The 24,466-nt window shown below is 44.2% G+C and carries 20 protein-coding genes and 1 riboswitch; of the genes, 16 read left to right on the top strand and 4 right to left on the bottom strand.

What is annotated here, in order from left to right:
- The first annotated feature begins 138 nt into the window (after positions 1 to 138).
- The 6 genes from ACTJKG_RS01615 (at position 139) to ACTJKG_RS01590 (ending at position 7,449) form a co-directional block, all read left to right on the top strand.
- Positions 139 to 1,770, top strand: coding sequence for an amidohydrolase (locus ACTJKG_RS01615; RefSeq protein ID WP_440738157.1), 1,632 nt, complete (start codon positions 139 to 141; stop codon positions 1,768 to 1,770).
- Positions 1,757 to 3,580: a serine hydrolase domain-containing protein gene (locus ACTJKG_RS01610; RefSeq protein WP_440738156.1), complete on the top strand. Its 1,824-nt coding sequence runs from the start codon at positions 1,757 to 1,759 to the stop codon at positions 3,578 to 3,580. Before ACTJKG_RS01615 ends, ACTJKG_RS01610 begins: the two co-directional genes overlap by 14 nt.
- A 167-nt stretch (positions 3,581 to 3,747) precedes the next feature.
- A complete protein-coding gene (locus ACTJKG_RS01605) occupies positions 3,748 to 4,263 on the top strand; it encodes an OmpH family outer membrane protein (RefSeq protein ID WP_172335999.1) in 516 nt (171 codons plus the stop codon).
- Between the two features lie 247 nt (positions 4,264 to 4,510).
- A complete protein-coding gene (locus ACTJKG_RS01600; protein WP_440738155.1) occupies positions 4,511 to 5,317 on the top strand; it encodes an AraC family transcriptional regulator in 807 nt (268 codons plus the stop codon).
- Between the two features lie 140 nt (positions 5,318 to 5,457).
- Entirely contained in the window at positions 5,458 to 5,841 is a 384-nt protein-coding gene (locus ACTJKG_RS01595; RefSeq protein ID WP_172336001.1) for a VOC family protein, read from the top strand.
- Positions 5,842 to 6,213: 372 nt separating this feature from the next.
- On the top strand, positions 6,214 to 7,449 hold the full coding sequence (locus tag ACTJKG_RS01590; protein WP_172336002.1) for an MFS transporter: 1,236 nt from the start codon (positions 6,214 to 6,216) through the stop codon (positions 7,447 to 7,449).
- Between the two features lie 10 nt (positions 7,450 to 7,459).
- Here ACTJKG_RS01590 and ACTJKG_RS01585 read toward each other — a convergent pair whose 3' ends face one another.
- Positions 7,460 to 7,882 (bottom strand): VOC family protein, encoded by a 423-nt coding sequence (locus ACTJKG_RS01585; protein WP_172336003.1) that lies wholly within the window; start codon positions 7,880 to 7,882, stop codon positions 7,460 to 7,462.
- A 126-nt stretch (positions 7,883 to 8,008) separates the two neighbouring features.
- Here ACTJKG_RS01585 and bshA point away from each other — a divergent pair, with 126 nt between their 5' ends.
- The 3 genes from bshA (at position 8,009) to ACTJKG_RS01570 (ending at position 11,358) form a co-directional block, all read left to right on the top strand.
- Complete coding sequence (bshA, locus tag ACTJKG_RS01580; protein ID WP_172336004.1) at positions 8,009 to 9,181, top strand: N-acetyl-alpha-D-glucosaminyl L-malate synthase BshA; 1,173 nt, start codon at positions 8,009 to 8,011, stop codon at positions 9,179 to 9,181.
- Between the two features lie 188 nt (positions 9,182 to 9,369).
- Positions 9,370 to 9,564, top strand: coding sequence for a hypothetical protein (locus ACTJKG_RS01575; RefSeq protein ID WP_166092468.1), 195 nt, complete (start codon positions 9,370 to 9,372; stop codon positions 9,562 to 9,564).
- An 83-nt stretch (positions 9,565 to 9,647) separates the two neighbouring features.
- A riboswitch (Fluoride riboswitch) is annotated at positions 9,648 to 9,712 on the top strand.
- A 254-nt stretch (positions 9,713 to 9,966) separates the two neighbouring features.
- The gene (locus ACTJKG_RS01570; RefSeq protein ID WP_440738154.1) at positions 9,967 to 11,358 is read left to right on the top strand and encodes a voltage-gated chloride channel family protein; all 1,392 of its coding nucleotides are present in this window, start codon (positions 9,967 to 9,969) and stop codon (positions 11,356 to 11,358) included.
- A 482-nt stretch (positions 11,359 to 11,840) separates the two neighbouring features.
- Here ACTJKG_RS01570 and ACTJKG_RS01565 read toward each other — a convergent pair whose 3' ends face one another.
- Positions 11,841 to 14,759 carry an OstA-like protein gene (locus ACTJKG_RS01565; RefSeq protein ID WP_440738153.1) on the bottom strand — a complete coding sequence of 973 codons (2,919 nt, stop codon included), beginning with the start codon at positions 14,757 to 14,759 and terminating at the stop codon, positions 11,841 to 11,843.
- Between the two features lie 238 nt (positions 14,760 to 14,997).
- On the opposite strand from ACTJKG_RS01565, the gene tilS reads away from it, so the two are divergent.
- The 4 genes from tilS (at position 14,998) to ACTJKG_RS01545 (ending at position 18,419) form a co-directional block, all read left to right on the top strand.
- Entirely contained in the window at positions 14,998 to 16,335 is a 1,338-nt protein-coding gene (gene tilS / locus ACTJKG_RS01560) for a tRNA lysidine(34) synthetase TilS (protein WP_440738152.1), read from the top strand.
- Entirely contained in the window at positions 16,332 to 16,814 is a 483-nt protein-coding gene (locus tag ACTJKG_RS01555) for a hypothetical protein (RefSeq protein WP_172336008.1), read from the top strand. The genes tilS and ACTJKG_RS01555 overlap by 4 nt, the downstream gene beginning before the upstream one ends.
- A 28-nt stretch (positions 16,815 to 16,842) precedes the next feature.
- A complete protein-coding gene (locus ACTJKG_RS01550) occupies positions 16,843 to 17,364 on the top strand; it encodes a GtrA family protein (protein ID WP_172336009.1) in 522 nt (173 codons plus the stop codon).
- Positions 17,365 to 17,468: 104 nt separating this feature from the next.
- Positions 17,469 to 18,419, top strand: coding sequence for a hypothetical protein (locus tag ACTJKG_RS01545; RefSeq protein WP_440738151.1), 951 nt, complete (start codon positions 17,469 to 17,471; stop codon positions 18,417 to 18,419).
- Between the two features lie 11 nt (positions 18,420 to 18,430).
- Here the strand turns inward: ACTJKG_RS01545 and ACTJKG_RS01540 are convergent, their stop codons facing one another.
- A complete protein-coding gene (locus ACTJKG_RS01540) occupies positions 18,431 to 19,312 on the bottom strand; it encodes a LysR substrate-binding domain-containing protein (protein ID WP_172336011.1) in 882 nt (293 codons plus the stop codon).
- A 142-nt stretch (positions 19,313 to 19,454) separates the two neighbouring features.
- On the opposite strand from ACTJKG_RS01540, the gene ACTJKG_RS01535 reads away from it, so the two are divergent.
- Positions 19,455 to 20,696 (top strand): MFS transporter, encoded by a 1,242-nt coding sequence (locus ACTJKG_RS01535; RefSeq protein ID WP_440738150.1) that lies wholly within the window; start codon positions 19,455 to 19,457, stop codon positions 20,694 to 20,696.
- 336 nt (positions 20,697 to 21,032) lie between these two features.
- Here ACTJKG_RS01535 and ACTJKG_RS01530 read toward each other — a convergent pair whose 3' ends face one another.
- Positions 21,033 to 21,995 (bottom strand): isopenicillin N synthase family dioxygenase, encoded by a 963-nt coding sequence (locus tag ACTJKG_RS01530; RefSeq protein ID WP_440738149.1) that lies wholly within the window; start codon positions 21,993 to 21,995, stop codon positions 21,033 to 21,035.
- A gap of 204 nt (positions 21,996 to 22,199) precedes the next feature.
- Between ACTJKG_RS01530 and ACTJKG_RS01525 the strand changes: the two genes are divergently transcribed.
- Together ACTJKG_RS01525 and ACTJKG_RS01520 are read left to right on the top strand one after the other, a co-directional pair.
- Positions 22,200 to 23,909, top strand: coding sequence for a DUF6600 domain-containing protein (locus ACTJKG_RS01525; RefSeq protein WP_440738148.1), 1,710 nt, complete (start codon positions 22,200 to 22,202; stop codon positions 23,907 to 23,909).
- Between the two features lie 101 nt (positions 23,910 to 24,010).
- A complete protein-coding gene (locus ACTJKG_RS01520) occupies positions 24,011 to 24,466 on the top strand; it encodes a thioredoxin family protein (RefSeq protein WP_440738147.1) in 456 nt (151 codons plus the stop codon).

Here is a 24,466-nt window from a genome sequence, read left to right as displayed (position 1 = left end):
TAAATATTTGAAGGCATAACTTTACAATTAGTATCAAGTAGTTAGTATCAAGAATCAAAACGGCTACATTTTTGTTATGAGTCTTTCACAAGTCTTGATACTTGATACTAACTACTTGATACTAAAAAGAAACATTTTATGAAGAAATTATGGCCAGCACTGCTCCTTTTCGCGGTAGCCTGCAAGCAAAAAGAGTACAATGCCGACCTTTTGGTTAAAAACGCCGTAGTGTATACGGTTGATAGTTCCTTTACTACCGCCAATACCATTGTGGTAAAGGGAGGAAAAATATTGGCCGTAGGAGATGCCGATACGCTGGAACAAAAATACCTGGCCAACGAAGTAATTGACGCGAAAGGCGCCCCCATATATCCTGGTTTTATTGATGCCCATGCTCATTTTTATGAATATGGATTAGGTTTGCAGGAAGTTAACCTGACAGGCACACACAGCTGGAATGAAGCGGTTGATTCGGTGCAGGCTTATTCGGTTCGTAATACCGACGGCTGGATAACGGGTCAAGGCTGGGATCAGAATGATTGGGCTCAGAAACAATTCCCCAATAAAGCTAAACTTGATTCTCTGTTCCCGGTTCGGCCGGTGATACTGAGCCGGGTTGATGGCCATGCCGCTATAGCCAACCAGGCAGCGCTGAACATTGCCGGGGTAAAGCCGGGACAAACCATAAACGGAGGCGAAATAGAAACCGTAAATGGGAAACTTACTGGTATCCTGGTGGATAATGCCGTAGGAATAGTAACCCGCAAAATTCCTGAGCCTATTGCCCAGGTAACCGAAGATGCCCTGCTGGCCGCGCAAAAAAACTGTTTTGCCGTGGGATTAACTACCGTTGATGATTGCGGACTGCCTTATACCATGATCAATACCATTGCCGAGCTGCAACACAAAGGCGCGTTAAAAATGCGTATGTACGTAATGCTGGCCGACAGGGAGGAGAATTACGAATATTTATTTAAGCGCGGCGCTTATAAAACGCCAAGCCTCAATGTAAGGGCATTTAAGGTTTACGCCGACGGCGCCCTGGGCTCAAGAGGGGCTTGCCTATTACAACCTTATAACGATCAAAAAAACTGGAAGGGATTTTTACTAAGCAGCCAAAAACATTTTGAAGAGGTAGCCAAAAAGATCTACGACAGGGGTTTTCAGATGGCTACTCATGCCATTGGCGATTCGGCTAACCGCGTGATGTTGAAAATATATGCCTCGGTGTTGAAAGGGAAGAATGACCGTCGCTGGCGCATCGAGCACGCGCAGGTGCTGTCGCCCCAGGATATTAAATTGTTTGGCGATAACAGCATCATCCCCTCGGTGCAGCCTACCCATGCCACCTCCGATATGTACTGGGCCGGTAAAAGATTGGGTGCTGATCGTTTAAAATCGGCTTATGTATACAAGCAATTGTTAAAACAAAATGGCTGGATACCTTTGGGAACTGATTTTCCGGTAGAGAATATAAACCCAATGTATACGTTTTATGCAGCGGTGGAACGGAAAGACCTGAAAGGTTTTCCCGAAGGAGGCTTTCAGCCCGAGAACGCGCTGAATCGTAACGAAGCCTTAAAAGGCATTACCATATGGGCCGCAAAAGCCAATTTTGAAGAAAAAGAAAAAGGCAGCCTGGAGCCCGGCAAATACGCCGATTTTGTGATCCTGGACAAGGATATCATGAAAATAAAAGGCACCGAATTGCCAAAAGTTAAAGTGACCAGTACTTATATAAACGGAGTTAAAGTATATGATAAAAAATAAATGGGGCTGTATCCCTTTTGTATTACTCGGATTTACCTTTTTAAATACCGCCTGCGCGCAAATACCACCGCTTATCCCAACCGGGCAGGCGTATGTTAACGAAGAGCGGCTGGTTGAGCGCTCTACCATTTTATTTAACAACAGCAAATACCTGCTGCCGCTAAAAGATCTCGATCAGTTAAAAATTGCCAGCGTTCATTTCTCCAATCAATATGCTTCGGCATTTGATAGTTTGCTTAATAAATACAACAAGGTACAAGCGTTTGATGGCCGTATGTACAACGGCGCAAAAACATTGGCCGATCTGTCGGCCGATCTGAAGTGGTACAACACGGTCATTCTGCAGGTAACCGATGCCGATCTGAACAATCCACAGATACTCGATTTTATCAATAGTACCCAAAAACTCAAAAATGTGATCGTGGCGGCGTTTGGGAGCGGCACTATTTTAAGCAAACTCAATAATGTTGCCGCACCCATTTTATGGAGCGAACGGTTAACAGTGGTTTCGGCATTATACAGTGCCCAGGCGATTTTTGGCGGTTTGCCGGTAACGCAAAAACTCACCCGTACTTATTCGCCAGCTTTTGCCGCAGGCATGGGTTTTATTACCGATAAGATCAGGCTGCAATACACCGTTCCGGAGGATGCCGGTATCAATGCCGGTAATTTAACCGGTATTGATGACATTGCCCGTCAGGCCATAGCCGAACATGCTACCCCGGGCTGTGTAGTATTGGTAGCTAAGGATGGCAAAGTGATATTTAATAAGGCCTATGGCTATCATACTTATGATAAAGCCATTCCAGACCAGATAACGGATATTTTTGACCTGGCATCCATGACCAAAATTACCGCTACCACCGTCGAGGCCATGAAACTCACCGACGAAGGCAAGCTGAACCTGGAGGCTACCCTTAGTGATTATGTTCCGCTTACCCGTAACAGCAATAAGAATAATATACAGATCCGCGAGCTGCTGATGCACCAGGCTGGTTTGATACCAGATATTAAAGGCTTTGAAAAAGTAAAACCAACAGATCATAGCACCGATTCATCCGCGGCTTACCCAACCCGGGTATCTGATCATTATTTTTTGCGGAAAGATTATTATAAAGATGTCATGTTTCCGGAAATGCTGAGCTCGCCGTTAAAAACACGCGGGCAATATGTGTACAGCGATGTAAGCATGCTGTTTATGATGGAAGTACTGGAAAACATTACTTCGGTACCAGAGAATGTATATGTACAGCAGCAATTTTATAAACCGCTGGGCATGCAAACCGCGGGTTTTTTACCGTTGTACCGTTTTAACCAAAACCAGATACCACCTACAGAAAACGATCAGGAATACCGTCATAGCTTACTTGATGGTTATGTGCATGACCCTACCGCGGCGCTGATGGGTGGAGTAGCGGGGCATGCCGGGCTTTTTGGGAGCGCTAATGATGTAGCCATTATTTACCAGATGCTGCTGAACCGCGGTACCTATGGCGGCACACAGTATTTTAAGCCAGAGGTAGTTGATCTGTTTACCTCTAAGCAGTCGGCAGTAAGTCGCCGGGGACTGGGTTTTGATCGCTGGGATCCCATTGCCGACAGACATTACCCCTCCAAACTGGCATCGCCGCAAACCTACGGGCATACCGGTTTTACCGGTACCTGTATTTGGGTCGATCCGAAATATAATCTTGTTTATGTATTCCTGAGTAACCGGGTACACCCCGATGTAAGCAGCAAGCTGGGCAGCCTCAATATCAGGCCAAGGATACAGGATGTGGTTTATGAGGCGATCAATAAGGGGATGTGATTCGTTTGAAAAGTTAAAGGGCGAGACACAATTATGCGTCTCTACAAAAATTAAAATCGTAGAGACGCGTATTCGCGTCCCTTTTACCATTGGTTTTTCTTAACTTTAAGTAAAACAATTTTCCCATTAATGCGTTTCAGTTTTCTCTGATAATTAAATTACCAAACATGAGAAAACTATTCAAAGTTACCCTGCTCGCTTTAAGCCTTTTGTTTATAAGCAAATTTTCAAATGCCCAGTCTAAGATCGGCTATGTTGATTTTCAGGCCATCGTTAGCCAGATGCCCGAGGCCAAAACTATTAAGCCCCAGATAGATGCCTATCAAAAGCAATTTGTTACCCAGCTAACCGCCATGAACAACGATTTGCAAACCAAGGGCAAAGCTTACCAGGATCAAAGCAAAACCATGAGTGATGCTGATAAGACAGCCAAGCAGACGGAACTGCAAGATCTGCAAAAAAAGATGCAGGATTATCAGGCCACCGCTCAACAACAGGTTGAAGCTAAATCAAATGAACTGATAAAACCGATAACCGATAAAGCCCGTGCGGCGGTTAATGATGTAGCCAAAGAAAAAGGCATAACCTATGTGTTTGATTCTTCCCAGGGCTCGGCATTATTAGTTTCCAATGAGGGCGCTAATCTTACCGCGTCGGTTAAAACTAAGTTGGGGATCAAGTAAATACATTCTTTCCCATTTTTTAACACAACTAATTACAAAACACGTCATTGCGAGGAGGAACGACGTGGCAATCCCCGATATGCAGAGCGTCTCTGTAAGTAAGGGATTGCCACGCTTTACAGCAATGACGCTTTTGTTAGGCAATGTTTTATGAATAAATTTTATAAGATATTGGCTATCAATATAAAATCAAACAATAAATCATAACTTTATATGTAAATCCGGCATCAAAATTCCCAACTCCGAAATGAAATACTATACCATTCAGCCACCGGATATTTTAAAACCTTTTGTGAGGTTTTTTTGGGTGCTGGAGCATGAGCTGTGTGCCGGTGATCCGGAGTATGTTTACCGCTCCATAGCCGATGGCTGTACCGAAATGGTGTTTCATTATCAATCAACCTTTGATGAGATCAATGATCTGGGGCAGGAAAACGGAGGGCCATCCGGCATTCAATTTCAAACTAACCGTTACCGCCGTTTTATAACCAGGCAAAGCTTTGGCATTTTTGGCGCTTACATTTATCCCTTTGCTGTTCCCAGGTTTTTTAAAATCCCCAGCAGCGAAACCACCAATCTGGCGCTCGATTATGATACTTTTTTGGGTAGTACCGGTCGTGACCTGGAAGAACGGATAATGCTGGCGCCCGATAACCGGAAACGTGCCGCGATATTGAGTGATTTTTTACTGATGCGCTTACGGCACAACATACCTACAGACGACCGGATCATTACCTCTATCAGGCAGGTGATTCACGCCAATCAGCATAAAACAGTAGCGCAGCTGGCAGATACTTTTAACCTTTCGGTAAGGCAGTTTGATAGGCGTTTTAAGGAGTATGCCGGGTTTAGTCCTAAAAGTTATCTGCGTTTGATCCGCTTTCAGGATGCTATAAAACGATACGGCAGCAATAAATCATTAACCCGGATAGCATTGGAGTGTGGTTATTACGATCAATCGCACTTTATACACGATGTAAAAACTTTTACCGGCTATCACCCCAGCTTTTACTTTTCGGGCAAAGCCGAAGGAACGGAATATAGAAACGTGTAAATGCTATCTGAACCAGAATTTCAGAATTAACAGCATAATAAATCCGAAATCGAACATCTCAAATCCGAAATGAGAATGTCTTGTTTTTACAATTTTGCCCGAGCCGGGCAGATTAGTTTTGAATAAAAAAACAGATCGACATGGAAACCACAAAAAACATCCCCGAAACCTACCAGCGTATTATGCCATACCTTATTGTAAAGGATGCTCCCCGCTTTATTATCTTTATGCAAAACGTATTTGGGGCGAAGGAGCAGTACAAACAAATGCGTGATGAAAAACATATTATGCATGCCGAGCTCAACATTCAGGGCAGCACCATTATGTTTTGCGATAGTACCGAAACCTATCTCCCGCAAAATGCCGGCTTGTTTATTTATGTTGACAGCTGCGACGGAACCTATCAAAAAGCACTGGAATACGGCGCTGAAAGCGTCACCGAGCCAGCTGATCAGCCCTATGGCCGCAGTGCCGGCCTAAAAGACCCTTTTGGCAATACCTGGTGGGTAACTAATCCGCTTTAAAATGTTGTCTATCCCAAACAAATAGAAGGGATGTCATTTCGAACCGGAGGGAGAAATCTTCTACGACTTTTGATGCAAACTCTTTATGTCAAACATGTTCAGCGCAGAAGATTTCTCCTCACTCCACGCATGAGCCCACGCTTGTTCGTCGAAATGACATTTTTCAGAAAGTAGTGTACGCACTTTAGATTATTAAAAAGGGGCTGGTGTTTTGTTTAGGGGATGTAATTTTATAAGGTATCGCCTGTTGGCGAGTGTATTGTAACTAATTAATAATTAGAAAATTACATTGCTATCTTTTGCCTGTGTTAATTGGCCCTTTATAGTTTCATCCCATATACCGCTGATAAGATTGCTAATTTTGCGGTATCTATGAATACGTTAACATCAAAAGCCCCTGCAATTAAAGAGCATCACCAGTCCATAGCAACCCTGCTGGCTTTTGCCCTAATCCCTTTGTCCGGTTTCGCTACCGATATTTATATACCATCTTTACCCACCATGGCCGGCGAAATGAGTGTGAGCAATGTGCAGGTACAACTAACATTAAGCATTTTCCTGATCAGCTATGGCGTATCGCAACTATTTATTGGTAGTATACTGGATAGTTTTGGCCGGTACAAGGTTAGCCTGGGCTCACTGGTTATTTTCGCGATAGCCAGTGTCGTGATCGCTATCACCCATAATATCTATTTGATTTACCTGATGCGGGTGATCCACGGCGTAACCGTTGGCGCTATCATCGTAGCTAAGCGCGCCTATTTTGTGGATCTGTTTACTGGTGATAAGCTGAAACATTACCTGAGCATGTTTTCTATCATCTGGTCAACCGGGCCTATCGTGGCGCCGTTTATCGGCGGATACCTGCAAACCGCCTTTGGCTGGGAATCAAACTTTTATTTCCTGGCTGGTTTTGCAGCTGTATTTGTCATCCTGGAGCTCATTTTTAGTGGCGAAACCCTGGTGCATTTTTCAGAGTTTCATTTTCAGAAGATCGTGAGGGTATATGCCAATATGATCAAAACCCACAGCTTTACATTGGGCATTGTGATGCTCGGTTTAGCCTATTGCATGGTGATGACCTATAACATGACCGGCCCGTTTATTATCGAACATCACTTACACCTAACGCCTGTTATTGCGGGCTATAGTTCACTGGTACTGGGCTTTGCGTGGATGGTTGGCGGCTTTATCGGTAAGGCAACTATCAATCGTCCGTTCTTTAAAAGGATGGTAGTTAATGTGCTTATGCAGGCCCTTTTTGTATTGGTGATGATCATCAGCGTTCAGTTTATCAGCAATTTATATTCAATGATATTTTTTGCCTTTATTATTCACGTTTGCGCCGGGTATACTTTTAACAACTATTTTACTTTTTGTTTGAGCAAATTCCCCAAGAATGCTGGCATAGCCGGTGGGCTCACCGGGGGAATTACTTACGTTATCGTTTCCTTTTTAAGCTACGGTATTGTTAATGTAGTACCGGCCAAAGATGAGCGCAACCTGAGTTTCAGCTACCTGATATTCATTTTACTCTCCGGCCTGATCATGTTCCTGATCTTCCGCATCAATAAGAGGGAAAAAGCACCGGCGGAAACTTTAGCTTAGTTAAATGCGGTTAAAGCACCTGGTTAAATTCCAGCCGTTCGCCATCGGGACCGGTGATGTTAAAATATTTGCAGCCGTTTTTCCAGAACTGCAGAAAAACAGGCGCTTCTTCCATGATGTTAAAACCAGCGTCTTTAATGATGGCATAGGTTTCATCAATATCGCTTACGTCAAAAGCCACGTGGTCAATATGCCCGTTACCACGAGCCCTGATCCCGGTTAAGCCTGCTTCGGGTAATTGATAAAGTTCCATCAATATGTTTTCGCGCTGCATCATGACGCAGGTGCCCTGTTCGCCATGGTCGGTAAAATGGGCCTGCATCACGTTGTTAAAACCCAGCCGCTTGTAAAATTGCTGTGACGCATCCAGGTTAGTTACCGGGATGCCTATGTGTTGTATGCTGTTGATTTTTAATTGGATAGCGTTTTTCATGTAAGGCGATATTAATCGTATAAAATTAAAAAAATGAGTAACTTGACTAAGTTATATCATTTTACACAGTGTTAACACATTTGCCATAAATTGCTGTTAAACTTGCAGCCATAATTAACCAACTTAATGAAGATCGGAATTGTATGTTACCCAACCTTTGGTGGAAGCGGCGTTGTAGCCACAGAACTCGGTAAGGCCCTTGCCGACCGCGGTCACCAGGTTCATTTTGTTACCTATAACCAGCCGGCCCGGTTGGATCTTTTTTCCGAAAACCTGTTTTATCACGAGGTGTCGGTATCCAACTATCCCCTTTTTGATTTTCCGCCTTATGAGCTGGCCCTGGCCAGTCGTTTGGTTGATGTGGTCCGGCACGAAAAGCTGGATGTATTGCACGTTCATTATGCCATTCCGCATGCTTCGGCAGCATTTATGGCCAAACAGATATTATTAACCTACGGTATTTATATCCCCGTAGTTACTACTCTGCACGGTACCGATATTACCCTGGTTGGCAAGGATCGTACCTTTAAACCGGTGGTTACCTTCTCCATCAATCAATCAGACGGGGTTACCGCGGTATCCGAAAACCTGAGGCATGATACTTATGAGTTTTTTGAGATCGATATTGATATCAACGTGATACCCAATTTTATTGATCTCACCCGTTTCAGTCTTAAAGCTAAAGACCATTTTAAAAAGGCCATAGCGCCATCGGGCGAAAAAGTATTGGTACATACCTCCAATTTCCGTAAGGTAAAACGTACCGAGGATGTGGTGCGGATTTTTGCCGAAGTAATTAAAAAGATACCTTCCAAACTACTGATGGTTGGCGACGGACCTGAACGCTCTGGCTGCGAGCAGTTGTGCCGCGACCTGGGTGTTGCCGACAATGTGCGCTTTTTGGGTAAGCAGGATGCTATTGAAGAAATACTTTCGGTAGCCGATCTGTTCCTGATGCCATCACAATCTGAAAGCTTTGGTTTGGCAGCCCTGGAAGCTATGGCTTGCAAAGTGCCGGTGATCAGTACCAATGCCGGCGGCTTGCCAGAGTTGAATGTGGATGGCGTAACCGGTTTCCTGAAAGACGTTGGCGATGTAGAAGGCATGGGCCAAAGTGCCATTTATATACTGGAAGACGAAGATCGCCTGAATCAGTTCAAGGAAAACGCCCTGGCCCGTGCCAAGGAATTTGACCTGGCCACCATTTTGCCTTTGTATGAAAATTACTACTTACAGGTGATTGATAAGTGCAAAGACAAATGTAAAGAGTTATGTACAGGTAAAGCTAAAGTTGCCTGAATATAATTAATTCATATAAAGTTAATTAGCTACCTGCAGGAATTTTTTCTTATATTCAAACTCGCTTTTTTGGCAACTGCAGAGATGTAACATGGCTGATACAATCGAAAGAATATTCCCTAAAGGTTAAATTTTTTCGTCCATGTTAATTAACTTAGTTTATTGTTTCACTTTTAAAAATTCAACTTATGGCAAAGCACACAACCCTAAAACGTGGTCAATTACTTAAGTATATTGGTAAAAGATGGAAGAATTTAAACATTAGTAACCCCTTCATGAAATTCCTGGGTTACGATGATGGGAGTGGCTTCGCTGATCTGTGGGTAGAGTACCAGGGCCGTACTTTACTGATCTCTGTTAAAGAAGTTGAGCTGGCTGTTTAAAACAGTCAGTTCAAATGCTGCGAAGGGTTTGTTTTTAAACTTGCCCTGCATAATTATGGCTTTATAAAAAAAGGAGCTATATTCGTACCAAAGGAAATGGTGTCTTCCTACTCAACCGCCCTAAAAAGCTGATGGCGCCTACAATAAATTAACCCATAGGGCTTACCCTGTGCTGATTTTTTGTAGGTGGAAAAAAAACTCAATATATCGCTTTTAAAAATATACCGGCATAATGCCCGGGTGAAATCTCTATTATCTTTCTGGTATCCCGTAGTCTATATTATTTCTCTTGTCATCCTGAGGAACGAAGGATCTATTGTTCGAATATACCTATCGGCTAATAGATGCTTCACTGTGTCCAGCATGACAGATCCTCTATTATTTAACCTAAATTAGTCGCTCATGAACGATAAGCTTTTTACGTCCGAACATTTTTCGATCCTGAAACACCTCATCCGCTGGACGGTCATCATCATACCGATTGCTATTGTCATTGGCAGTATGGTGGCTTTGTTTTTATGGCTGCTTAACTGGGCTATTCATTTCAGATTTGCTCACACCTTTCTGTTGTACCTGCTACCTGTTGCCGGGGTGCTCATTTATTTTATTTATAAACTCATAGGCGGATCGGCCGAAAAAGGGAATAATCTCATCATCGACGAGATTCATATGCCTGGCGGTGGGGTGCCCAAACGCATGGCCCCCATCGTGCTCATCACCACCATCATCACTCACCTGTTTGGCGGCTCGGCCGGGCGCGAAGGTACCGCTGTGCAAATAGGCGGTAGCATAGCGCAAATGTTTAGCGGCTGGTTTAAATTGAATAATGACGATACCCGCATTGTACTCATTGCCGGTATTGCAGCAGGTTTTGGCGCTGTTTTTGGTACACCGCTTACCGGGGCCATATTTGCCATGGAGGTATTAACTATAGGTCGCATCCAGTACAATGCTCTGCTGCCTTGCCTTATAGCCAGTATTGTAGGCGATGTTACGGTGGCGGCCTGGGGCGTTCATCATACCGCTTACCACATTGATATTTTCGCGACAGCGCCGCATTGGTTCTCCTCCTACCTGTCGTTTGATTTTGTGTTGCTTTTCAAGATAATGATCGCTTCGGCAGCGTTCGGGCTGGCCAGTTACCTGTTTGCCTGGATGGTGCATGGTATTAAGGGCTTTTTTGTAAAGCGGGTGCCCATTCCCTGGCTGATACCGGTACTGGGTGGATTGATCATTATCAGCCTCACTGCATTGCTGGGTAAACCAGATTACCTGAGCCTGGGTGTCGATCCGGAGTATGCCGGGGCAGTTACCATACCATCGGCCTTTCATGCAGGCGGTGCTCACACCTGGAGTTGGCTCTGGAAAACTATTTATACCACCACCACGCTGGCCACCGGTTTTAAAGGGGGCGAAGTAACCCCGCTTTTTTATATCGGTGCTACATTAGGTAATACCTTATCCGTATTGATGGACGCGCCGGTAAGTTTATTTGCCGCATTGGGTTTCATCGCGGTGTTTGCCGGGGCAACCAACACGCCGCTGGCCTGCACCATTATGGGAGTAGAGCTTTTTGGCGGTCAGTATGTGTTGTTTTTCGCGGTAGCTTGTTTTACAGCCTACTTTTTTAGTGGTCACTCGGGCATCTATAGCGCGCAACGCATTGGTGTACCCAAATTATCAGACACCCGATTTTCTGACGCGACTACCCTGTCAGAAGCAGGCAACCGAAGACATAATTATGTGCAAAAGAAATTGCAGAAGTATGGGTTTGGGGGTAAAAAGGAAGAGTAATGGATGAGTATTATAGTAATGGTTTACTTGAACAGTGTATCCTTTTGGTTCGCTCTATAGATCGGGGATTATTAATGTGTTATAGGTATTAATGAACTCCCTTTGATCGGTTGTCCACATCGTTCCTCCTCGCAATGACGCGTTTTTTATTTTTCTTCCCCATCAGCAGATAAGCTTCGGACGAAAGCAGACAGAATATGGAGGCCTGTGTGTTGGGAAGGGCATTAGCAAACCTTGCCGAAGCTGGGGATATGTGCGAACGAAGTGGGGAAAGGTTTAGCAGCCCGTGATTCTGGCTGATTTGCAGGGTAAAGGCATGTGCGGCAAAGAAGCCTCTCTGCTGAAGCCTTTTTGGTTACTTTTGTGGCGACAAAAGTGACTGGCCCTCCCGCAGCCAAGAGCGGGTCTACGATAGGCTTACTGAAGAATAGATCCTTCGCTCCACTCAGGATGACAAACTAAATTAAAAAGATAATCAATATTTAACTCCCTGGCTTTTTAGGCGGAACAATAGTCGTATCCTTAACCGTTTTCACTGGCGATGGCGTACCACCGGCTTTGCTTGTAGTATCCTTTACAGCCTTTATTACTGCTGGTGTAACTGTGGTGTCTTTACCAGCTTTTATCGTCGGCAGGTTTCCTGCACCTGCTTTACTTCCTGATGTTCCCTTCCCTGCATTGGTTGCTGCCGGTTGCTTGTCTTTAATGGAGACCGCCGTCGCCGGTTTTATTGCGGCTTTACTTACAGAGTCAGTTAGGGTTTTCAGCGCCAGCTGCAGTTTCTTCACCGAGTCGGCTTTAGCCGGATCCTTGCTCAGCTTCAATATTTTCCCTTTCAAATTATCAATCCTGGCCTGGCTTAAACTATCCACTTTGACCTTTGATGGTGGAGTTTTTATGATTGCGGCTGCTTTATTTGCCGAATCAGTCAGGTTTTTCAAATTCAATTGCAGCTTCTTCACGGAATCAGCTTTTGTCGAATCCTTGCTGAGCTTCAATATTATTCCCTTCAGCTTATCCATTTTAGTCTGAGTGAGGCTATCTATCTTAACTTTCGGAGGTGGCGATTTGGAGGCCGCTGTTTTTTTATGCCGCGATGGAATGATAGCCTCCTTTGAGGCCGGTCGGTCCTTTGGCTTCCAGATAAAGCCTTTCAGCAGCTTGTCTTCTTCTGTCACCTTAGCTATAGGAATATAGCGGTTTTCGGGCTTGGTTAAAAAAGTAACCTCCTTGGTTTCGCCATTTTTAAAAACTACATGAATACGGCTGCTTAATGATCGTTGCATACCAGCTACCTTGCCGCTGTCGCGCTTAAAGTAAATGCTTTCGGCATTAACGGCTATGTATAGCTGGTGGAGCTTGTCGTTTTTAAAGAAACCCCGCATTTTTCGGCCTGATGACTGGTTAAAGTGCACGGAATCGTCCTTCTCGATATTCACTACAAAGGCCGAGGGGAACAATTCGATATTATCCAGCTTTTTGTTGCGCATTTGCAGGTACACGGTATCGCCCGAAAGCTGTGAACCCTGTGTCCAGAACATGGGATGTACATAACATCGTATGGTAGAGTCGGCGTTGCTGTAAAAAATGGAGTCGGCTTTACCCTGCAGATCTGATTTGAATATTTTAGCGTGATGATGGGCAATCAGGATCCGGATGCGGGCGGTATCTTTTACATCAAATTCACGGGTGGCAAATACCGGGTCTTTCCTCATATTTACCGCACGAACACTATCCTGTTTGGCCTTTCTTTTGGCGTTTAGCAGGTCTTTTTTTATCTGGGTAGAATCTACCTTGGGTTTTCCAAAAAAGTCGCGGTGCAGGTAAGTGGTATCTTTCGGGAGGTGAATATAAACTATGGGCATCCCTTTCAGTTTCTGGTTTAAAACCGCGCGTTTTAAGCCTGCTTCGGAAGTATCCCTGAAATGCAGCAACCTTTGTTGCTCCTGGTATATTTTCAGATTTTTGAAAGTCATGATCTGTGTTTCCAGGGTATCGGCTGTCATGAATATCGAGTCGCGCTTTACTTTCTCTCCCTGTTTATTGGTGTCGGCGGGTGCTGCTATGGTTTTAGTTCCATTTTTTGGTTTGATATCGGCAGCCAGCTTGGCCATATTCGTGAGCTTTTTTTCGGCGTCACCTGATTTTATATTTTTAGTTTGTACGCCGAGCTTTTTTGCCATCGAATCTATTTTGACCGAATCCGCTTTCCCGACGACGCCCTTTTTCTTAATATCATCAGCCATTTTTGATATCTCGGCGGCCTTTTGAATAGCTTCGCCCGGCTTCATGTCTTTGTTTTGTTTGATCAGGGCCTTCGCTACAGAGTCTATCCGGGTCGAATCTGTTTTACTCACCATGGTTCCGGGTTTCAGGTCCTTGGCCATTTTAGCCATATTGCTGATACTGATAATCTCGGGTCCATACTTGGTTTTAGATACTTTCGCATCCTTCGCCTTTTTGGCTATTACGGGTGGCGTTTTTTCTGCTGCCGAATCGGTTTTAGTGCTGTCCTTTTGCTCCGTGATCAGCACCATATACGCATTCTCGGTAACCACGGTACGTTCGTCGGCTTTAAAATAAGTACCCAGATCGCCTTTGAGGGTTATTTTTTGTTCGTTGTCATTAAACGTGATATTCTTAACCGCGCGACCGTAGCCTTTAAGCCGGTCGTAAAATAAGCTATCGCCTTTTAATGATTTGGTGCCCTGTTTATAGAGGTTTTTTTTGCCGAAGAAAGCCTGCTCGGTTACGGTATTATAAAGCCCGTTTTCGGTATAAAGGGTATCTTTATCTTTTTTACCGTAAATATTGGTTGGGCCGTAAAAATAAGATATACGCGTACCGGTATTATAACGCAGGGTATCGGTTTTAATAATCGCATCAACGGTGGTGAGCACTACATCATATCTGAAATATGAATCACGCGACTGGGCAAAATAGTAACCGTTTTTACTGGTCAGCACATTATCCTTGTTCACCAGTTTACCACCGCTGGTGTAAGTGCCTATGCGGGTAGCCGTGTTGTAGGTAAGATAATTGGTGGTCAGGGTAGCATCGCGGTCAACCATTTTTACATTATCGGTGAGGATAGCTACCTTGGTGTTGCCATTATAGTTGAGTTTGTCAGAAAAAATATTCAGCGTATCGCCCTGGTTGATGTTTACGTTGCGAAAGGCGTCGAAAGCGTTTTCATCGGGGTAAAAATAGGCGCTGTCTGAACGCAGGGTCGAGAAATCCTGTTTGAAAACTCCTTTATAAACTTTGATCACATTGCGCCCATTAATTTTATTCCATGTGCTGCTTTCTGATTGTATCAGGTTTACAATTGATTTCTTTTTTTGGGCCATAACATTGCCCGCCAGTATCAATAACAAAAAGCTTAAAACATATTTACTCACGATGGCAAAATTAGTTTTTTGTCGGGGTTAAAGAGAATTAAGTTCATAGATCGTTGTTGATGGTTCATAGTTGATGGTTGATAGTTCATAGTAGCTACCGATTGATGACTGTATTTTTTTCTTTTTCCATGAACCATCAACTATGAACTATCAACCATCAACTTAATTTAATAATTTTGATGGTGCAAATCAAAAACCAAAATCAGTAATTCAATAAATCACTAATTCACTCACTATTTTGTTACCTGTTAAACAATTTGTAAATTTTATTGAACAAAATGCCTTGTTTACGCCAGGCAGCAAAATTTTGGCTGCGGTGAGCGGTGGCATGGATTCTGTTTTAATGGCCCATTTGTTAAAGCAGGCCGGTTATACTTTTGGCATTGCCCATTGTAATTTTCAGCTGCGCGGCGACGAAGCCCTGCGCGACCAGGCTTTTTGTAACGACCTGGCCAACCAGTTTCGTGTACCTTTTCACACCGTTAATTTTGATACCCGGAATTATGCGGCCGAAAATAAGATCTCTGTCCAGATGGCCGCGCGCGAACTGCGTTATCAATGGTTCGGCGCAGTAAGCCAGCGATCAGATTACCAGGTTATTGCGCTTGCACACCACCAAAACGATACAATCGAAACAATATTGTTAAACCTTACCCGGGGCACGGGTATAGCAGGCTTGCATGGCATATTGCCTCAAAACGGTAACCTGGTGCGCCCGCTGCTATTTCTGAACCGGGACGCGATAGCCACGATCATCGCCCAAAATAAGCTGGATTATGTGGAAGATAGCTCCAACGCTTCGGCCAAATATGCCCGCAACAAAATCCGCCTGGAGGTGATACCCAAACTAAAAGAGCTGAATCCTGCCTTGGAGAAAACCTTTGAAAATAACCTGAAACATTTTCGCGACCTGGAAACACTGCTCGAAAACCAGGTAGCAGTATTAAGTCAAACCATCATTAAGCATGGGCAGGATGGTAATTATTTATTGCTGGATGAAGTGCGGCAATTAAACCCAATGCGTTTATTGCTGTTTAAATTACTGCAGCCATACGGTTTTAACGAAACTGCCGTTGATGACCTGATATCTGCCCTGGATAAACATTCCGGGCGGGTGTTTGAATCAACAGCATACTCGCTGGTACTGGATCGTGACAGGCTGATATTGGAGAAACGGAAAACTGGCGGGCATGAGGCTGTACTAATTGCCGAAAAAACGCATGAGGTGCATTACGGCAATTATAAGCTAACGGTTTTACATGATGATAGTCCGCTGATCATCAAGGACAATCCGCTGGCTTTATCTGTTGATGCTGCGCTATTGAAATTTCCGCTAACGTTGCGGGTATGGCAGGAGGGCGATTATTTTTATCCCCTGGGCATGAAGGGGCGAAAGAAACTGAGCGATTTTTTTATCAATCAGAAATTATCATTGAATCAAAAAGAAGAGGTGCCGGTGCTGGTAAATGGTAATGGCGAAGTGATGTGGGTTGGTGGTTACCGGCCCGATGAAAGGTATAAAGTAAATGATAACACTAAAAAAGTTACTATCTTCGAACTGTATAAATTAAGATGAGCGAAAAAGCAATTTTTGTAGAAAAACAGTACCTCGGCCGGGAATTTATCCCGATTACGATACGCCTGGTTTTGGCCATGTTTTGTTTCGCGGCCTATTTTTTTACTGACGAACGCGAACGCAACGGCGATCTGCTGGTAGTGGTGGGCTTTGCTATTATCATCATCTCTATTATCATGGGTTTTTTACTGCACTTTAGCACCCGGGTTGAAAATAAAAGCATCAGGCTTAATGGCTTATGGACAACCCGCCTGGTTAAGATAGATCTGAACGGTATTGTAAAAGTTGAAAAAGGCATATATAGCCGCTACCTGTTCAATAACCCAGTATATAACCTGCACACCAAAGGAACCATCCGTTTTTATGCCGCCGGAAATGATGCCATACACCTCACCGACAGGGATGGCTTGCAGTACATCATCGGATCGCAGCATGCCAATGAATTTTTAAGGGCGATTAAAGAAGAGATGGCCCGTTAACAGGCTGATCTGCATTTAGAAGAACGGTATGCGCAAAGTCCACAATTTTATAAGGCACGGGATCCTGAATTTTATCGATCTGTTTTACAAGCCATTTAAAAAATGGATGCCGCTGCACACCTTTCGTTATGCAGCCTGTGGCGGTAGCAATACGGTGTTCGATATCCTGCTTTTTAGCTTCGGTTATAACTTTATTTTTAAAAAACAGAACATTAACCTTGGCTTTTATACGCTGAGCCCGCATATCGCTGCCCAGGTATTTTCGTTCAGCATCTCTTTTTGCACCGGGTTTTATTTAAACCGGTACGTGGTTTTTAAAGAATCGGGCCTCACTAAAAGAGGGCAGCTATCGCGCTTTATGCTGGTTAATGCCATTTGTATCCTGCTAAACCTGGCGTTTTTAAAATTACTGGTTGATGTAATGGGCCTTTATCCAACCCCGGCAAAGATCATCGCTACCATATTTATCGTATTCTTTAGCTATTATAGCCAAACCCATTTCTTCTTCCGCGAAAAGAAACCAGCGCTTTCTACCGAAGATGGCCGGTAAGTAACACGGGTAAATACCCTTTTTGTAAAGTTTAAGCTATAAACAAACGGGTAATGGTTAAACTATTTATATCGGTATCAAGAATTATATATCTTTAAGCCGATATGCTTTTTACCAACAATCACATCAAATATTTAGGCGCGGCAGTGCTGCTGATTACTGTTATTGCTCACTCCGGATGCAAAGATCCGGGCAGGGCGAAAGAAAAACACCTGATATCTTTTAGGGCTTTTAACGGCATTAATTATAGCGAAGTAGCCAGGCGGCAAAAAAATGGCCTGTCATTCAACGAATATGGTTACCAGCTGGAACCCCAATGGAAAATGAAATTCGTTTCGGACGATTCGGTGAGCATTTTTAGTCCTACCAAGAATACCTTCATCAATTTTCCGCTTACGCGTGGATATGATTCTATTTTTAACGCGGCACGGTCATGGTTTAGGATTAAAAAATTAAGCAAGGACAGTATCGTCATGGAGATACTCCAGGCTAAGGGCGATTCACTTGATATCAATGGCTCTAAAGTGTATATGTTATTTTATGCCGATAATTATGTAAAAAACGTTTTGCATACCGACACGTCAATACTCAGGCGCCCCAATCGTAAAGATACTTTGTTTGTGAAAGGATTGGCAGCCAAAGCCAACAGCAATATAACCAAAGCATTTTCGGCCCGGCAACCTGTTCAGTTAGTAAGTAAAAGTCCTTTAGTAATTGTAAAGCCGTGGCATACCAAGCCCGATATCATGAATAATTTTGATGCATCGGATGATTATCTTGATCCTACCTTTGATATTACTATCCATAAAGCCTATAAGGATTTTTATTACTCTTTTGAGATATGTGTTGATGACAAAGGCCAGATGCATTTTACACGGCCGCTGGTAGGGTTCATGGGCGATGAAGGTGCCGAAAAAGCATACATGCAAGCTGCACAAAGTATCATGAACAGTTATTTGCAGTACTATTTAAAAGTTGTACCAGGCAGTACGCTTGGTTTTGTTCATGCCAGTACCGTATCGTTACACGTGGAAGGTAAAGCGGCGGCTAAATAAAATAATAGCCATCATTCGTTATTCATGGTTTTCATGAGTTGTTCGGTAAATAATATAGCGGCTTTTTTGCGGTAAACGCCTTTTTGCCAAAGAATGTAGGATTGTTTTTTTACCTCCTGCCCGGCTATGGGAATGGCAATCAATTTGTCCCAGCCTATTAAAGTTTTTTCGTTCAGGATAGTTGCCCATTCGCCGTCCTGTACCAGTGATAGCAGTGTATGCACATCATTCAGCTCGATCTGGATCTTGGGGCTCATCTTGTGTTTGTAAAACAATTCATTTATAAATGTGCGCGAGCTGAAACCCTTGCCGGGCAGTATCAGCTCAAGCTCGGCCAGTTGCTTCAGGTTTACACTTTTGAGCTGCGCCAGGGGATTGGTTTTAGCAACCGCCATTATAATACTGGAGCTGAACAGGGGCTGCATTTCCAAATCCTCATCGTCCGATTCATTATGATAAGCTACAATCAGATCCAGTTCGGCCAGGCGAAGTCTTTTCTCCAGTTCTACATGATTATCAGAAATGATAGAAATTTTAATGCCCGGGTATTTGGTCGAAAATGGAGCCAAAACCGGGAACAGTGAAGAGGTGAAAGCATAGGATACACCAATGTTTAACTCGCCGGTAGCCGCGTTATTTAATTCGGCGATGGCCTGTTTGCCTTTTTGTACATCCAGGAGCACTTTACGGGCGTGGGTTAAAAATATATGGCCTGCCTCGGTAATGCGTACATGCTTGCCAATGCGGTCAAACAGTAACATGCCCAGCTCTTCTTCCAGCTGTTTAATTTGCTGCGATAAAGTGCTTTGCGTGATGAATACTGCTGCCGCCGCTTCGGTAAAATTCATGGTTTCGGCGGCTTTAACAAAGTATTGCAATTGTCTCAACTCCATAATCAATCGGTTTTACTAATCAATATCATTAGAACAATCTATTTTACAAATATATCATCATTGCCGATATTTGTACCATAAAGAATTTCAATAGTCTTGCATTAAGATCTCCCCTGAAAAGCTTTTGTTATCTGTTACCCCGATGAATGTTTTTCGATCACTAAAGTACCGCAATTTTAAACTGTTTTTTTACGGGCAATCCATATCACTTATCGGCACCTGGATGCAAAAAACCGCCGTTAGCTGGCTTGTTTACCGGCTCACAGGTTCGGCGCTGCTACTTGGTGTAGTTGGTTTTGTGAGTTTGATCCCCTCGTTGATACTGGCCCCTTATGCAGGTAGTATTATCGACAGGCATAACCGCTACCGTATATTGGTGATTACGCAAGTAATATCTATGGCACAGGCCGGGGCACTTGCCTTTATGATCCTGTTTAAATTCTATAATATTCCGGCCATTATAGGGTTAAGTTTGATACAGGGAATTATTAACGCTTTTGATGTTACCTGCCGCCAGGCTTTAATGATGGAGATGGTGGATAACAAGGACGACCTGCCCAATGCCATCGCTCTTAACTCTACCATGAGCAACCTGGCTCGCATCGCGGGCCCTGCCGTAGCCGGTATTGTTCTGGGAGCTTTTGGTGAAGACTTTTGTTTCTTCGGCAACTTTTTAAGCTATATACCGGTTCTTACCTGTTTGTTTATGATGAAGCTGAACACCAGGACTATCGTCCGCTCAGAAAAAAGTATTTGGGTTGAACTACAGGAGGGTTTTAAATATGTATCCGGCGATCGTGACCTGAGCAGCCTCATCTTGATGCTGGGTGTCAGCAGTCTTTTTGTTATTCCTTTTAATACGCTGATGCCCATCTTCGCGAAAGATATTTTTAATGGTGATGCCAAAACCTTCAGCTGGTTTGAGAGTGCGGCTGGCCTGGGATCGGTGATCAGCGCGGTTTACCTGGCTAACTTAAAAAGCAATAAAAATCTTATCAAAATTATGATAACTGCCAGCCTTATTTTCGGGCTCAGCGTTTTGATGGTAGCCTATGCCGGCCGGTTATCCTTCGCCTTAATATTTATGGTGCTTACCGGGGTGGGTATGATGGCACAAACATCGGCCATTAACACTTATATACAAACCCATGCTATCCCGGCCATGCGGGCCCGTGCCATTAGTTACTATGTAATGGCTTACCAGGGCATGATACCTATCGGCAGCTTACTGGTTGGGTGGCTGGCCAGCGGACTTGGCCCAAGGCGCGCCGTTTGTATAGAAGGTATTATAGGCGTACTGGCCGCTGCCCTGTTTGTTTTGTATAAAAGAAGGCAGCAAAAGCTTGAAGCCAGTGTGGATGATAAAGCGATACTGGCCGGATAAAGATATGTTCCTATTATAATATAAAATACGCGAGGCTGTACAGTAAATCAAATTGACGGATCTTAATGTAGTGCCACCTATGAATTGAAATTTAACCGATAATATTTATACCAAAAGTGGGTTTACACTTTTTCTTGATAAAAATACACAATTAATTGATTGTCAAATAAATAGGTCGATGTTAACCCTAAAAAGTGTAAACCATGTAAACCCACTTTTTTTGTTAAGTGAGTTAATGTAACCCAAGGCCGTACATCAATTGATGATGGAGTATCCGGATAGATCAAATAAAAAAGAGGCTGATCATGAATTCATGATATAGCCTCTTTTTTATAGCTACATCTTTAGGCCTATCTCTCTCAGGCGTTCATCCAGGTATTCGCCGGCAGTAATATCCGGGTATAATTTCGGGTGCTCGGCGTTGATACAGGTTTCCAGGCTGGTGAGGTCCATGTCTGATACCGGGTGCAGGAAAAACGGAACCGAATATCTGGAGTTTTTCATCTGCTCGCGCGGCGGGTTCACTACGCGGTGCGTGGTTGATTTAAGTTTGTTATTGGTTAAACGCTGCAGCATATCGCCTACGTTAACCACCAGGTCTTCGCCATGGGCCTTAACCGGGAACCAGGTACCCTCGCGGGTAAGTAGCTCCAAACCATCTGCGCTGGCACCTATCAGTAAGGTGATCAGGTTAATATCCTCATGAGCTCCTGCACGTACCGCGTCTGCAGGCAATGAATCCGGGTCGAGGATCGGGAAATAATGCAGGGTGCGCAGTATGGAGTTGCCATTATGCACTTTATTATCAAAATAAGTTTCCTCTAAATTTAAATAAACCGCTATGGCCCGCAGCAGATGTATCCCTGCCGATTCCAGCTTTTTATAAACCTCACGGGTGGTGGTGTTAAAAGCTGGCAGCTCCTCAACAATCACATTGTCCGGATATTGCTCTTTAATGGGCGAGCCATCGGTAACGGTTTGACCTATCTGCCAGAATTCTTTCAAATCGGGAGTTTTAAAACCTTTAGCGGTCTCCTTGCCTTTGCCCGTGTAACCGCGCTGGCCGGCTAAACCGGGTATTTCGTATTTTTGTTTAACAGCATCGGGTTGCGTAAAAAGATTTTTTACCTGGGCGTAAAGCTCATCTATCAATTCTTTGCTCAGTCCGTGGTTAGTAATAGTTACAAAACCAGTTTCGTTAAATGCTTTACCTATCTCGTCTGAAAATTGTTGACGGTCGGCCGCGCTGCCGTTAATATAATTGTTCAGATCAAGTCTTGGGATATTTACTGTACTCATAATGGTATGGGTTATGAAATGTAAAACTATTTAATTTTTAAGATAGCCTATGCAAGGTATAAATAAAAAATTTCAGAGATGGTTTGTGCTAATTATTCCTATTGTTGCAGGTTAAAACAATTATGCTGTTAAACGTTTTATAATTTGATAGGTCATACCTATATTGATAACGGTATATCCGGTCACATTTTAATCCTGATAAAGATGAAGATTATAAAAAAAATAAGCGGTTTATGTTTAGTAGCATTTTTGATAATGCTCGCCGCTCCAAATAAGGTAAAGGCACAGGAAGGAGAGTATGTATCTGACCAGCAGTTTTATGACGAACTTGACCCTTACGGAACCTGGGTTGATGACCCTACCTATGGTAACGTTTGGATACCTGATGCCGAAGACGGATTCAGGCCCTATGCCACACGCGGGCATTGGGTAATGACAGATTATGGCAACACCTGGGTTTCTGATTATCCCTGGGGATGGGCCACTTTTCACTACGGCCGCTGGCGCTATGATGATTATTACGGATGGGAATGGATTCCGGGCCATGAATGGGCACCAGCCTGGGTAAGCTGGAGAAGTGGCGGTGGTTATTATGGCTGGGCGCCACTAACACCGGGCATCAGCATTAATATTTCATTTGGCAACAGCTATCACGTGCCCGATTACTATTGGGTATGTGCACCGCAAGCCTACATTAACCGCCCTAATATTTACAATTATTATGCACCGCATACCCGGGTGGTTAACATTATACGCAATACCACGGTTATCAACAATACGTATGTTTATAATAATCGTACTTATGTAACCGGTCCGCGGGTAAATGAAGTTAGACAGGTAACCCGTCAGAATGTACAGGTATACCGGGTTAACAACATCAACCAGCCCGGCGCCAGGACAAGCATTACCAATAACAGACTTAATATTTACAGGCCAGAGATAAGAAGAACTGCCGACGCGCGACCAGCACGTGTGGTGAATGCCGCCGAGTACCGTAAGGAAAACCCTAATAATGGTATTGCACACCGCGTAGCCGGACAGGCAACTGTAAACCGCAGCAACGCTGCCCGCCTGGCCGAAATAGCTAAAAGCAATAATGACAGACTGGTAAGAGTAAATAATAACCAGCCCGCAGCTCAACGTACGCAGCAGCCTAATGTAAACCCTGCTGTACAACAACGCCAGCAACAGCAGGCACAACGTCAGCAGCAGGAGGTCCAACGTCAGCAACAACAAGGCCAACGCCAGCAGCAAGACGCTCAGCGTCAACAACAGCAGGCACAGCGTCAGCAACAACAAGTTCAGCAGCAACGCGGCCAGGTTCAACGTCAGCAGCAGGACGTGCAGCGTCAACAGCAGCAGGCTCAGCGTCAGCAGCAAGAAGTTCAGCAGCAACGCGATCAGGCTCAGCGCCAACAGCAGGAGGTTCAACGCCAACAACAGCAGGCACAACGTCAGCAGCAAGAAGTTCAGCAGCAACGCGATCAGGCTCAACGCCAGCAGCAGGAGGTTCAACGCCAGCAGCAGCAGGCACAGCGTCAGCAACAAGAAGTTCAGCAGCAACGTGATCAGGCCCAACGCCAGCAGCAGGAGGTTCAACGCCAGCAGCAGCAAGCTCAACGTCAGCAACAGCAGGCTCAGCAGCAACGTGATCAGGCCCAACGCCAGCAGCAACAGGTTCAACGCCAGCAACAACAGGCTCAGCAGCAACAACAAGCCGCCCAGCGCCAGCAGCAGGAAATGCAACGCCAACAGCAGCAAGCTCAACGTCAGCAACAGCAGGCTCAACAGCAACAACAAGCCGCCCAGCGTCAACAACAGGCTGCACAGCGTCAGCAACAGCAGCAACAACAACAGGCGCAACGCCAACAACAACAGCAGCAGCAGGACGAGGCACACCGCACCAGGCCATAAGCTTTTTGCCTGGTTAATATAACAGTAACAGATATTTATAGCACATATAAGCCGGTAACGGTTTATATGTGCTATTTTTATGCTTCCTATTTTACACCTTTATGAAGAATTTTTTTCCTGCCTGCTTGATGATCGCTTTGTTATCGCTTTTACACCCTCTTAATGGAAAAGCCCAGACCACACAAAAAGCGGTCGACAAAAAAGCAAGCCAGATTAATTTTATTGAAAACTCCTGGGGCGAAGCCTTAAAGCAAGCTGCCGCTAAAAAGAAATATATTTTTGTAGATGCCTACGCCACCTGGTGCGGACCCTGCAAAATGCTTAAAGCAACCACCTTTAAAAATAAAGATGTAATAGCCTTTTATAACAGCAAATTTATCAATGTAGCTATGGATATGGAAAAAGGCCAGGGCCCGGAGCTTGCCGCTCAATGGGGTTTACAGGCTTATCCTACCCTTATTATTTTTAACGCCAAAGGTAAACCCGTTTATGGAACGGTAGGTTTTATAAAGCCTAATGACCTGATTAAATTTGGTGTACAGGGCTTAAATAAATAG

Source organism: Mucilaginibacter sp. 22184 (assembly GCF_052045695.1).
Lineage (GTDB): Bacteria > Bacteroidota > Bacteroidia > Sphingobacteriales > Sphingobacteriaceae > Mucilaginibacter.
This window is presented reverse-complemented; position numbering and strand designations above follow the sequence as displayed.

What these genes read in the sequence shown, in the direction of transcription:
- ACTJKG_RS01615 (WP_440738157.1), top strand. Translation starts at nt 139, where the DNA reads ATGAAGAAATTATGGCCAGCACTGCTCCTTTTCGCGGTAGCCTGCAAG.
- ACTJKG_RS01610 (WP_440738156.1), top strand. Translation starts at nt 1,757, where the DNA reads ATGATAAAAAATAAATGGGGCTGTATCCCTTTTGTATTACTCGGATTT.
- ACTJKG_RS01605 (WP_172335999.1), top strand. Translation starts at nt 3,748, where the DNA reads ATGAGAAAACTATTCAAAGTTACCCTGCTCGCTTTAAGCCTTTTGTTT.
- ACTJKG_RS01600 (WP_440738155.1), top strand. Translation starts at nt 4,511, where the DNA reads ATGAAATACTATACCATTCAGCCACCGGATATTTTAAAACCTTTTGTG.
- ACTJKG_RS01595 (WP_172336001.1), top strand. Translation starts at nt 5,458, where the DNA reads ATGGAAACCACAAAAAACATCCCCGAAACCTACCAGCGTATTATGCCA.
- ACTJKG_RS01590 (WP_172336002.1), top strand. Translation starts at nt 6,214, where the DNA reads ATGAATACGTTAACATCAAAAGCCCCTGCAATTAAAGAGCATCACCAG.
- ACTJKG_RS01585 (WP_172336003.1), bottom strand. Translation starts at nt 7,882, where the DNA reads ATGAAAAACGCTATCCAATTAAAAATCAACAGCATACAACACATAGGC.
- bshA (WP_172336004.1), top strand. Translation starts at nt 8,009, where the DNA reads ATGAAGATCGGAATTGTATGTTACCCAACCTTTGGTGGAAGCGGCGTT.
- ACTJKG_RS01575 (WP_166092468.1), top strand. Translation starts at nt 9,370, where the DNA reads ATGGCAAAGCACACAACCCTAAAACGTGGTCAATTACTTAAGTATATT.
- ACTJKG_RS01570 (WP_440738154.1), top strand. Translation starts at nt 9,967, where the DNA reads ATGAACGATAAGCTTTTTACGTCCGAACATTTTTCGATCCTGAAACAC.
- ACTJKG_RS01555 (WP_172336008.1), top strand. Translation starts at nt 16,332, where the DNA reads ATGAGCGAAAAAGCAATTTTTGTAGAAAAACAGTACCTCGGCCGGGAA.
- ACTJKG_RS01550 (WP_172336009.1), top strand. Translation starts at nt 16,843, where the DNA reads ATGCGCAAAGTCCACAATTTTATAAGGCACGGGATCCTGAATTTTATC.
- ACTJKG_RS01545 (WP_440738151.1), top strand. Translation starts at nt 17,469, where the DNA reads ATGCTTTTTACCAACAATCACATCAAATATTTAGGCGCGGCAGTGCTG.
- ACTJKG_RS01540 (WP_172336011.1), bottom strand. Translation starts at nt 19,312, where the DNA reads ATGGAGTTGAGACAATTGCAATACTTTGTTAAAGCCGCCGAAACCATG.
- ACTJKG_RS01535 (WP_440738150.1), top strand. Translation starts at nt 19,455, where the DNA reads ATGAATGTTTTTCGATCACTAAAGTACCGCAATTTTAAACTGTTTTTT.
- ACTJKG_RS01530 (WP_440738149.1), bottom strand. Translation starts at nt 21,995, where the DNA reads ATGAGTACAGTAAATATCCCAAGACTTGATCTGAACAATTATATTAAC.
- ACTJKG_RS01525 (WP_440738148.1), top strand. Translation starts at nt 22,200, where the DNA reads ATGAAGATTATAAAAAAAATAAGCGGTTTATGTTTAGTAGCATTTTTG.
- ACTJKG_RS01520 (WP_440738147.1), top strand. Translation starts at nt 24,011, where the DNA reads ATGAAGAATTTTTTTCCTGCCTGCTTGATGATCGCTTTGTTATCGCTT.